The following is a 9,857-nucleotide window of genomic DNA, read 5'->3' on the forward strand; positions in this document are numbered from 1 at the left end:
GCCAAGCACTACTTAGCCCCTTTTAAAAACAGTTTGCTCAAGGCAGCGCATCAATCCATCGCCCGCTCAAGCTCTATTACAAGACTACTTCTTGGTTTTTGCAGTAGTCTTTGTCTTAGCGGCTGTGGTCTTAGCCTTTGCTGCAGTGGCCTTGCTTGCAGTGGCTTTGCTTGCAGTGGCCTTGCTTGCAGTAGCCTTTGCCTTAGTGGCAGTGGTCTTTGCTGCAGTGGCCTTGCTTGCAGTAGCCTTTGCCTTAGTGGCAGTGGTCTTTGCTGCAGTGTCCTTGCTTGCAGTAGCCTTTGCCTTGGTGGCAGTGGTCTTTGCTGCACTGGCCTTAGTTGCAGTAGTAGCCTTTGCCTTAGTGGCAGTGGTCTTTGCTGCAGTTGCCTTAGTTGCAGTAGTAGCCTTTGCCTTAGTAGCGGTGCTCTTAGCTGCAGTTGCCTTATTTGCAGTAGTAGCCTTTGCCTTAGTAGCGGTGGTCTTTGATGCAGTTGCCTTATTTGCAGTAGTAGCCTTTGCCTTAGTGGCGGTGCTCTTAGCTGCAGTGGCCTTGGTTGCAGTAGTAGCCTTTGCCTTAGTAGCGGTGGTCTTTGCTGCTGTGGCCTTGGTTGCAGTAGTAGCCTTTGCCTTAGTAGCGGTGCTCTTAGCTGCAGTAGCCTTGCTTGCAGTAGTAGCCTTTGCCTTTGAGGCGGTGCTCTTAGCTGCAGTTGCCTTGGTTGCAGTAGTAACTTTTGCCTTTGTGGCGGTGGTCTTTGCTGCTGTGGCCTTGGTTGTAGTTGCCTTAGTTGCAGTGGTGGCCTTGGCCTTTGAGGCGGTGGCCTTGCTCTTGGCTGCTTCTACCTTAGCTGTTGCTTTAGCAGCTGAGGACTTTGAGACTGTCTGCTTCTTTTCAGGCTTGACGGCATCAACCATTTCCTGGAGAGCCTTGTCGACTTTCTTGGCACTTGGGCGAGTCTTAACCTTAACAGTGACCTTGGTTTCACCCTCGATCTCGTGTTCTAAGACGGCCTCTGGGATAGCCTCTTTAGCCTTAGCATTAGAGCGTGACTTGCTAGCAGTAGACTTAGTGGTCTTGGCACTTTCTTTGGTCTCAGTAGACTTAGTGCTCTTCTTGGTAGACTTTGCAGTCTTTGGAGATGGAGCAATATCCGCATCAATACGAGAGGCAGTATCGACTAAGAGCTCATCGATATCATCCTTAGCTTTCTTTTTGGCCTTAGATGCACTCTTGGACTCGAGTTCAATCACCTCAGTAGATTGAGCGCTCTTGCTCTTGCGCTTTACCTTGATAACAGCGGTGGAGTCATCTTCACTCTTAGTAGTTTTGCTCTTAGCTTTAGCTGTTGCCTTAGGAGCAGCTTTTGCCTTAGCAGCACGTGCCTTCTTTTCCTCTTCACCAGCAATTTCAGCTGCTTCTGCTGCTGCATCTAAAAGATGAGTGTCCTCACCTAAGATCGCCTCTACAGACTTGCTTAAGTCTAAGTTATTTGCCAGTGAATAAGTGATGTGTTCACGAACTACACCATCACCCTCTTTAGCTTGAACACCACGAGAGATATCACCAAGGCGACCAAAGAGTTCATCCTTAGAGTCATTGTTGATCTCAAGCTTCTTAGAGGCGGTTGCCTTAAGACGTTCTTGTTGCTCCTTAAGATCAAAACGAGCATCACTCTTACGCATCTGAGTAACAGGTACTAAGGTGATGAAGCGATACAGTGAGTTAACCTCAGCAACGCGAACCTTAATCTGATCACCGACAGAATACTTAGATTTCTGATCAACGAAGATGGTCTGAGTATTTGCATCGATTCTCATTAAGCTGCGAGAAGAGAGCATACCGTCAATGAAGAAGTCATTTAAGGTAACAAATGCACCATTGCTCATCACTGTAGATATGGTACCGTCGACAACTTCACCAATGAAGTTCTTTACGTACTCGCACTTAAGTGAGTTATCTACATCATACTCAGCATCAGAAGATGCAATCTCGCGCTCTGAACAACGCATACCTAAGTTAACTAAGGCATCGTGAGTGTAACGTTGTGAACCAATCTTGCCCCACTCGCGCTTCTGCTGCTTTTCTAAGATGTACTTAATTACACGGTGGATCTGCAGATCAGGATAGCGACGAATTGGAGAGGTAAAGTGAGCGTAGTTCTCTAATGCCAAACCAAAGTGACCCACGTTTTCTGGTGAGTACTTGGCCTTAGACATAGCACGCAGAAGCTGCAGCGAGATCACCTGATGAATACCATCAGATAACTTCATCACTTGATTAGAGACATCTCTAAAGTCTAATGGAGTTGGCTCATACTGATGACGAAGATCAATACCATAGCGAGAAAGAATAGTTCTAAGCTTATCGAGCTTCTCTGGAGTTGGTTTCTCGTGGATACGGTATAAGGTCTCATACTTATACTTACCAACGAAGCTAGCTGCGCAGATATTAGCAGCGATCATGCACTCTTCGATGAGCTTATGAGCTTCATTGCGATAATCAGGCTCTATGCCCTTAACCTTCCAACGCTCGTTGAACAGGAAATGCACCTCAGTGCTTTCAAACTCGAATACACCGCGCTTATCACGAGCCCTATCAAAGGCCTGATACAGCTCATAAAGATCTTTAATCCATGGAATACACTTCTCGTGCTCTGGATCAATGGCACGATCTTCGGTGATCATGGCATGAGCCTCGGTATAAGTCAGTCGAGCATGAGAGTTCATTACCGCTGGATAGAACTCGTAATCACCAATCTTACCGTCCTTATCAACCACCATTTCGCACACCATACACAGACGGTCAACGTTTGGATTTAAAGAACAGATGCCATTGGAAAGCTCCTTAGGCAGCATTGGAATTACATAGAATGGGAAATAGACAGAAGTAGTACGCTCTAACGCCTCGGCATCGATAGCAGATCCGGTACGTACATAGTAAGACACGTCAGCAATAGCTACGTATAGGCGGAACTTATCGCCCTCTTTCTTACAGTACACAGCATCATCAAAGTCACGAGCATCTTCACTATCAATGGTGACTAAAGGTAAATCTCTTAAATCAACACGACCTTTGATATCGTTCTTTTGCACTACCTCAGGAATATTCTTAATAGAGTGCTTAACGGTATCTGGCCAAGTGCTTGGAATATTGTGGTCAAGCACAGCCTTGCAGATGAAAGTATGTAAAGAGCCAGTTCCATGCACGACTTCGCGTGGACGAATTATTAAGACATTTGGGCTCTTACGTGCCACGATCTCAGTAATTACTAAGTCACCAATACTAAATGGCACGCCATCTTTAGTTGTATCAATATGATAGGCGTTAGCGATACCACGCTCTCTAAAGTAGATCATATTGTTTTCAGATGCTTCGCCAATGAGCATCTTACGCATGGTAACAATAGATTGTACGTAGGCTGTGTTTAAGAAAGTGTTGATTACAACACGTACTTTATCGCCTGGAATCACCACAAACTTACTAAAGAGTGGGTAAACGCCGCCCTCATCGGTGAAACGTAATTCGCTAGTGGTGAGGTTGGATGGCTGTTGTGAAGGAGCGCAGCTAACCATGCCCTCAGCTACTCGCTTAAAGCCTGCTGAGACAAAGCCTGCACCCTCACCTACATACTCAAGGGCACCCTCATCAATGAGCTCTTGTAAGGTATCGATGTAGTCTTGAACGGTGAAATCCTGAGTTGGGCCTTCAAAGCCTACAGAAGAGAGCGAGAAACCAAGCATGATGAGGTTGCCGTTAGAGACAAAGTCTTCAATACGGCCATGTTTGGTCGCAGCGCACACGTAAAGCGCAGTTTTGAAATCAGTCTTGATATCGCCCTTTGGTGCACGATCAAAGTTTAAAAGCTCAGAAAACACTTGAACTGCCTGCGGGCGCTTCACTTCATGAGCAATTGCAGCTGCTGCAGTTTGCAGCTCGCTTTTACCGTAGTTTTTTGCCATAAGATTATCCTCAATTCGCAAAGCAGAAAATGCAGTCGTCAAACCGTGTTTTTGCTTCAAACCATCACACCAATAAGTATCTTGGTGTAGTAGAGCCTATTAAGCTAACATACCACATGATCAATCGTAGATACCTAAATATGCAACAAAAAGCTCACTAGAATAAAGTCAAGTTAAGCACTAATGCGCTGATAAACACTAAGAATATAAACTTGCTACCTAAGGCTTTTTAGCACAAGAAAGTACAGTGGCTGTGCTTGGTTATGCAAGCGCACTCAAGCACTAATGAGATAGTTCTTAGCATAGCACCAAAACACGCTCGCACACCGCTTTTGCGCTACTTTAGGCAAAAACTTTTATAGAAATTCTGCAATAGCTTCATTGACCATGATCTTGCCTTCATCAGTTAAGGCAAAACTTAAGTCAGATTCAAGCTTAATCAGTCCCTTTTTAGCCATAGATTCAAGCTGTGGTCTAAGCGTAGTTAAAGACTGCCCAGTATGCAGTAAATACTCATCTGCACTAACAGGCTCAATGCACATTCTTAAGCGATTGAGCATAAACTCAAAAGGAACTTCCTCATCAGATACAACCGTGTATTCGTTAGTGCCTAAATTAGGCCCCATATCTGCTTTGACGCATGCATCAAAGTACTCAAGATAATTTTCTGAGTTAGCAGATCGTCTAATCTCGTATGGATTAATGGAATTAAGATTCTTGCAGTTAAGTGCAGTTACTATTTTGCTAAGCTCACTTACTGAACTAAATACACTTTGTGACTTACCTTGAGCATACTCATCTTTAAGCACGGTAATCTTTTGATGCGCTGCAGCACCAATACCTAAATAATCACCATAGAGCCAATAGTTTTGATTATGCAGGCAGCGCCACTTGCCGCCAAGATTGTAGCCTGACACCTCATAATGCTCAAAGCCAGCCTTATCTAAAAGCTCAAAGCCCTCTTGCTCAATTGCATAGAGCACGTCCTCATCAGGCAAGATTGGAGGCTTCTTACCAAAGGCGGTATCTTCTTCAATGGTGAGCTCATACCAAGATAAATGAGTGCTCTCAAGCTCTAGAGCAATCTTAAGATCATCTAAAGATTGAGCTGCATCTTGCCTAGGCAAGCCATGCATTAAATCAAGATTGTAGTTTTCAAAACCTGCCTTAATGGCATTCTTGCACGCATCAATGGCCTCTTGTTTGTTATGAATACGACCAAGGCGCTTGAGCATAGCCTCATCAAAGCTTTGTACACCAATGCTAATGCGATTAAAGCCAGCAGCTTTAAGATCACAAAGACGCTTAAGATCAATGGTGCCTGGATTTGCCTCTAAAGAAATCTCCGCTCCATCTTGTAAATAAGGCCCTACCTCTTCAAGTAAACGAGCAAAGTCTTTAGGCTCACACAAGCTTGGAGTACCGCCGCCGATATACAGCGAGATAAGCTTACGTCCGCCTAGAAGATGCACCTTGCTCTTAAACTCCTTAATGAGCATGTCGGTGTATTTACGGTCGCGCTCATCATCATTGCAAGAGGTGATGGAGGCAAAGTCACAGTATGGGCACTTATGTACACAAAATGGATAGTGCACATATAAAGAAACATCATGTCTTGAGAACAAGAACTCCTGTCTTTGCTTATAGTCCATTGCTAATGGCAAAGCAATTTTGTTTGAGCGCTCCACTGCAGCCTTTAAGTGATTAAAAAGCGTAGTGCCCTGCTCGTTTAAAAGTTCATTTGCTGTTGCAAACATATGAAGTTCTCAAGCCAAGATAATTAAGGAGTGCCACTAAATACAAAAGGCAAGCGCTTAAGCTTGCCTATGCATGATACTAAGACCTTAGCAAAGTGAGCGCTCACCTTAGCTAAAGCCTTATGTAACAAAGTAATTACTTGATGTAGTGATTGCGACGCATCTCAGCGAGCAATAAAGCTACAGCACGAGCACGGTGAGAGATGGCATGCTTAATTTGAGGTGGTATTTGTGCTGCAGTGCAACCGTTACGACCAGTCACCACAAAGAGAGGATCGTAACCAAAGCCGTTTTGACCCATAGGCTTTAAGCCAATCGAACCTTCCCACGCTGCGCCTACCACAATTGGTACAGGATCATCAGCATTCATCACAAAGGCTAAAGCCGCATAGAAGCGAGCAGTACGCTGCTCTACTGGCACATCCTTCATAAGTTCAAGTAACTTATCGTTATTGGCTTTGTCGTTACCATGCTCACCACAAAAACGAGCAGAGTTAATACCTGGAGCACCGCCTAATGCATCTACGCATAAACCAGAGTCATCGGCTAAGGCTGGCATCTTGGCAATAGCAGAAGCATGACGAGCCTTAATCAGCGCGTTTTCAATGAAGCTTTTACCAGTTTCATCAGCATCTGGAATTTTGAACTCCTTTTGAAGATGGAGCACGATACCCATAGGGCTTAACATTTCACCAAATTCACGGGCCTTTCCCATGTTGTTTGAGGAAAGAACAATATCTGTAACCATAGCTGAGCTCTGCATTTTTAGTTAAAACATTAGACAGCAATACCAATGCACCGAAAGCTAAGTAACATCGTTACCTAAGTAGTTTTTCGTGGGCAAGTTCTATGTCAGTGAATCTCATATTGTACTGTACTTATCAGCTTTGTACGTACTTTAGCACGCATAAAATCGCGTTGATGTGCTCAATGCTATCGCCCCCAAGGCATTGCTACCCCCATAGCCTAAAGCTATAGCCAAATGACTACCCCCATCTTGTCTGTACTTGTCATCTGCTGCCTGCTGCATGACCTTATGCTGTATGGCTTCATGCCTGCTCGGCTCATTGACTCATATCCACTTGGCACATTGACTCATATCCACTTGGCGCTTAGGTTAATTAAGACATAGGCTTTAGCTTGCAGCGCTATTATGCAAGTGCGGGTAAGGCTTTACTTGTAGCTCCGTCTGTATTTAGCTGCCTGCATTTTTGCGTATAAAGTTACGTGATACAGACTGGCAGGCGCTGCGAATGATTTCTTCATAAGATGGCTTGAACAGAGGCAATCTTGAGATCTCATCAATAGTAAGATTACCTGCCATGGCAATAGCAAGCTCATGGGCAATATGACCTGCATTGTGCAGACACATTTCGGCACCAAGGATTTGCTTAGTCTCCTCATCGCAGTAAATGCGCATCATGCCACCATCATTTTTAGTAATACGATACATACCCTCAGAGGCACGTACTTCACCAGCTATAAAATGACGACCGGTCTTAGCGCGAGCAACAACTTCCTCATAGCTCATACCCACCATCGCCACCTCAGGATCGGTGTTCATGATGTTAACCTTGATTGGCTTTTTAGCAGTGCTCATATTTGGATAATTAGCAGCATTAAAACCAGCAAGCTTACCTTGATAACGAGCAAAGTCGACCGTCATATTAAGATCAGTAACCTCGCCTGCAGCAAAGATGTGATCTACTGAAGTTTGCAAGGTATTTTGCTTAATATCAATACAGCCAAAACGATCTACCTTGATGCCTAAAGAGCGAATATTTAAGCCCTCAAGCTTTGGGCAACGAATGCTCGCACTGAGGATGGTTTCAACTGACAGATGATTCTCATAGTTCGTGTGGTCAAGATAGTAAATACTAAAACCACGTGAGGTCTTTTCAATGGCGGTAGTGTAAGTATTTAGCACGAGATCAAAGCGATCATTAAACTCATCGATGGTAGTGTGCATTACTGACTCATCAGTTAAGTCCCAAATACGATTAGAGCCAAAGACTACAGTCTTAACACCTAAATAAGACAAAGCCTGACCTATCTGCAAACCTTCGCGATTAGAGCCAAAGACCGCAATGGAATTTGGCAGATGGTCCATATCAAAAAAGTCGTTAGTGGTGTACACGCCGCTATCGGCACCATAACGCGATAACTCAAAAGGAATTACTGGAGCACTACCTGTAGAAATGACCGCACTTTTGAACCTCACTTGGAAGTTCTCATTGACCATAATGGTATGCTCATCGACAAAACGAGCCTTGCCAATGAGTCGGTTAGTCTCTGGAATACGGTAGATAAAAGACAGCACATCGCCTGTCTCTTTAGAGCGTGCGGCTCTTAAGTTATTGAGCACATGGTCAGTATTTAAGGAAATATCGACCTTAGATTTAGGAGATATACCGTAAGTGTCGAGCTCCATTAACGCATGACACTTCTTACCCGCTTCCATTAAGAAAGACACAGGGGTATCGCCGGTACGACGTGATGATGTTCCTAATGGACCTGACTCCACTAAGATACAGTTAGCTCCCGCCTCTGTTGCGGCTTTATAAGCTTCAATTCCTGCTGTTCCCGCTCCGATGATAACGGTATCGCACTCAAGAACAATCTCGCTCATAATCACTCAGCTCATGGATAAGCATATACTGCCTTACCATGCCCTGCTCCATCTTAGTTATTGACCCTAATATTGCTTAGATTTTGCCATATTTCATCGCGATAAAGACAGTGCACAGCGCAAAACTATAGCTAATTGCCCCAATTACATTGCACATGTGAAGATAAAAGCCGCGCATCCACCCGCATAAACTGCGGCAATTACCACATCTAAATAAGATAAAGGCTATATCCACTTTTTAGATCTAAATGAGAAGAGCAATGGGCCCCAAATGTGGATACCCATGGAGAGCCAAATTGAAATAGCAATGGGGCACAGATGTAAGACCGACGTGGCTCTAAATGGGGATCCAAATCGCGTTTGATAATATCTAACTGTGCTAGGATTTTAAGGTTTGGAGCCTAAGCTTTGGTTTATAGAGTCACAGCGGTTTACAGCACTCATAATTAAATAGCTATTATGAAGTAGCCTGAGACTGTCTTGCTTAGGCTAGGTTTGTTCGATGTGCTCAAGGAGCAAGGATGTTTGTAGATTTTTCTAAGTACTCTGGATTCATCTTCGACTTAGATGGAACCTTAATTGATTCTATGCCTTATCACATTAGCGCATGGCAACAGGTCTGCCGAGAACATGGCTATGAGATCAGCGCAGACTTTATCTACGAACGTGGTGGTTTTTCCTCACGCAACATCGTTTTAGATATAAAAAAAGCAGGTAACGACGTTGGTGATGTCGATGCATTTGTCCGTCGCAAGATTGAACTCTACCGTCAGAACCTCGAAAATGTACCGCTCTTTCCAAAGGTCTATCAAATCGCCTTAGATGCTAAAGCACGTGGCGCTAAAGTATGCATTGGTACCGGCACTCAGCGTATCAATGCACAAGATAGCGTGCGTCTACACAATATGACCAATGTTGTTGATCTTATCGTCAGCTCCGATGACGTTCAAAAGCACAAGCCGGATCCACAGACCTATCTTAAGTGCATGGAGTTTATGGGCCTTACTCCAGAACAGTGCCTGGTAATTGAAGATGGTATTCCGGGCATTAAAGCCGCAGCTGCAGCTCATATGGATTGTCTTATCGTGAACAATGACGAGTTTGTAGAGCTCGTTAAAGGCTAAAGAAATTTCCTAGCACTCTTCTACGCATGCTCTGCCAAGCAACTAATGCAGGGCATTGCATATGAGCTAAATAGACATACTCAATGTCCTATGGCCACTTGCATAAGTTAACCGCCCTCTTAGTATCTTTTAGCAATGTAGATGCGCCTGTAAGACCTATGCTGTTGCGTAGCATGGCTAAAGCTATAAGCAAGAAGTGATCGAATTGATGAGAGGATTTAAGGCTTGGGCGTGGCGGCATGTTGTATCTAGTGAGTAGATACAAAAAAAGCAGCTTAAAGCTGCCTAATTGATGGTGCCCAGACCTGGAATCGAACCAGGGACACAAGGATTTTCAATCCTTTGCTCTACCGACTGAGCTATCTGGGCAACGGCGCTTATTAAACCAAA

Annotated in this window: 5 protein-coding genes and 1 tRNA gene; 1 reads left to right on the forward strand and 5 read right to left on the reverse strand. The window is 44.3% G+C overall.

Annotation, left to right across the window (positions count from 1 at the left end):
- Window positions 1–84: 84 nt before the first annotated feature.
- From RDO37_RS02505 to RDO37_RS02520, 4 genes are all read right to left on the reverse strand, one after another.
- Window positions 85–3,957, reverse strand: coding sequence for a VacB/RNase II family 3'-5' exoribonuclease (locus tag RDO37_RS02505; RefSeq protein ID WP_308497994.1), 3,873 nt, complete (start codon window positions 3,955–3,957; stop codon window positions 85–87).
- Window positions 3,958–4,313: 356 nt separating this feature from the next.
- Window positions 4,314–5,714 carry a radical SAM family heme chaperone HemW gene (hemW, locus tag RDO37_RS02510; protein WP_308497995.1) on the reverse strand — a complete coding sequence of 467 codons (1,401 nt, stop codon included), beginning with the start codon at window positions 5,712–5,714 and terminating at the stop codon, window positions 4,314–4,316.
- A gap of 136 nt (window positions 5,715–5,850) precedes the next feature.
- Complete coding sequence (rdgB, locus tag RDO37_RS02515) at window positions 5,851–6,462, reverse strand: RdgB/HAM1 family non-canonical purine NTP pyrophosphatase (RefSeq protein ID WP_308497996.1); 612 nt, start codon at window positions 6,460–6,462, stop codon at window positions 5,851–5,853.
- A gap of 447 nt (window positions 6,463–6,909) precedes the next feature.
- The gene (locus RDO37_RS02520) at window positions 6,910–8,343 is read right to left on the reverse strand and encodes an FAD-dependent oxidoreductase (protein WP_308497997.1); all 1,434 of its coding nucleotides are present in this window, start codon (window positions 8,341–8,343) and stop codon (window positions 6,910–6,912) included.
- A gap of 521 nt (window positions 8,344–8,864) precedes the next feature.
- On the opposite strand from RDO37_RS02520, the gene RDO37_RS02525 reads away from it, so the two are divergent.
- Window positions 8,865–9,467 (forward strand): HAD family phosphatase, encoded by a 603-nt coding sequence (locus RDO37_RS02525; protein ID WP_308497998.1) that lies wholly within the window; start codon window positions 8,865–8,867, stop codon window positions 9,465–9,467.
- Between the two features lie 293 nt (window positions 9,468–9,760).
- Here RDO37_RS02525 and RDO37_RS02530 read toward each other — a convergent pair.
- Window positions 9,761–9,836 (reverse strand) — tRNA-Phe (locus tag RDO37_RS02530).
- Window positions 9,837–9,857: the final 21 nt, after the last annotated feature.

The sequence above is a fragment of the uncultured Anaerobiospirillum sp. genome, assembly GCF_902485895.1.
GTDB classification, from domain to species: domain Bacteria; phylum Pseudomonadota; class Gammaproteobacteria; order Enterobacterales; family Succinivibrionaceae; genus Anaerobiospirillum; species Anaerobiospirillum succiniciproducens.

Bases quoted from the DNA above. Each gene is read 5' to 3' on its own strand.
- rdgB (WP_308497996.1), bottom strand. From the start codon at position 6,462: ATGGTTACAGATATTGTTCTTTCCTCAAACAACATGGGAAAGGCCCGT.
- RDO37_RS02505 (WP_308497994.1), bottom strand. From the start codon at position 3,957: ATGGCAAAAAACTACGGTAAAAGCGAGCTGCAAACTGCAGCAGCTGCA.
- RDO37_RS02525 (WP_308497998.1), top strand. From the start codon at position 8,865: ATGTTTGTAGATTTTTCTAAGTACTCTGGATTCATCTTCGACTTAGAT.
- hemW (WP_308497995.1), bottom strand. From the start codon at position 5,714: ATGTTTGCAACAGCAAATGAACTTTTAAACGAGCAGGGCACTACGCTT.
- RDO37_RS02520 (WP_308497997.1), bottom strand. From the start codon at position 8,343: ATGAGCGAGATTGTTCTTGAGTGCGATACCGTTATCATCGGAGCGGGA.